The following is a 705-nucleotide window of genomic DNA, read 5'->3' as shown; positions in this document are numbered from 1 at the left end:
GATCCAATAGGATTTGAGAACTTTTATTTTGATAAATAATAATCAATTATTTATCAGTCAGCTTTCCAAATTGTTAAAGAGCAAAGATTTTATACTTATCGTAATAAGTGAAAACCATTTTTAAATATTCTTTTCTCTATGCAGAGTAAAAACACTTAAAGATGGTGGAGCTATGCGGGATCGAACCGCAGACCTCCTGCGTGCAAGGCAGGCGCTCTCCCAGCTGAGCTATAACCCCATCAGTTGGGTGTTTTTTTTGATAATTCAGGATTAAATTTTCTTTAGGCAAGGCAAATTGCGAGGAAGTGTATATTAATACACGACGAACAATTTAACGTAGCATAAAGGAAATTTGGTGGGTCTGAGTGGACTTGAACCACCGACCTCCCGCTTATCAGGCGAGCGCTCTAACCAGCTGAGCTACAGACCCATTTTTGCTTTGTGCTTTTCCTTATTTCCGCGTCAGGACTACGCTCTTCACTCAGTCACATACCAATGTATGCTCCTTCACTCATCGCTTGCCTTTCTTGAACTAAGAAAAATCACTTTGCAATAATCTCAGTGTAAACTGAATTATCATCTCTTTGCTTTTCTAAACCTATTTCAATCTGTGTGGACACTCATCAAAGCAATCATCGTTTAAGGAGGTGATCCAGCCCCAGGTTCCCCTAGGGCTACCTTGTTACGACTTCACCCCAGTCATGA

Annotated in this window: 2 tRNA genes and 1 rRNA gene; all 3 read right to left on the bottom strand. The window is 40.3% G+C overall.

The annotated features are described in order from the left end of the window. Positions 1–162: 162 nt before the first annotated feature. Positions 163–238, bottom strand: a tRNA-Ala gene (locus tag AACW90_RS22930). Between the two features lie 115 nt (positions 239–353). Next, positions 354–430: transfer RNA gene (locus AACW90_RS22925), tRNA-Ile, on the bottom strand. Positions 431–640: 210 nt separating this feature from the next. Then, positions 641–705 (bottom strand): 16S ribosomal RNA (locus AACW90_RS22920); the annotation flags it as partial.

It is taken from the genome of Vibrio frigidus, assembly GCF_042465995.1.
Lineage (GTDB): Bacteria > Pseudomonadota > Gammaproteobacteria > Enterobacterales > Vibrionaceae > Vibrio.
This window is presented reverse-complemented; position numbering and strand designations above follow the sequence as displayed.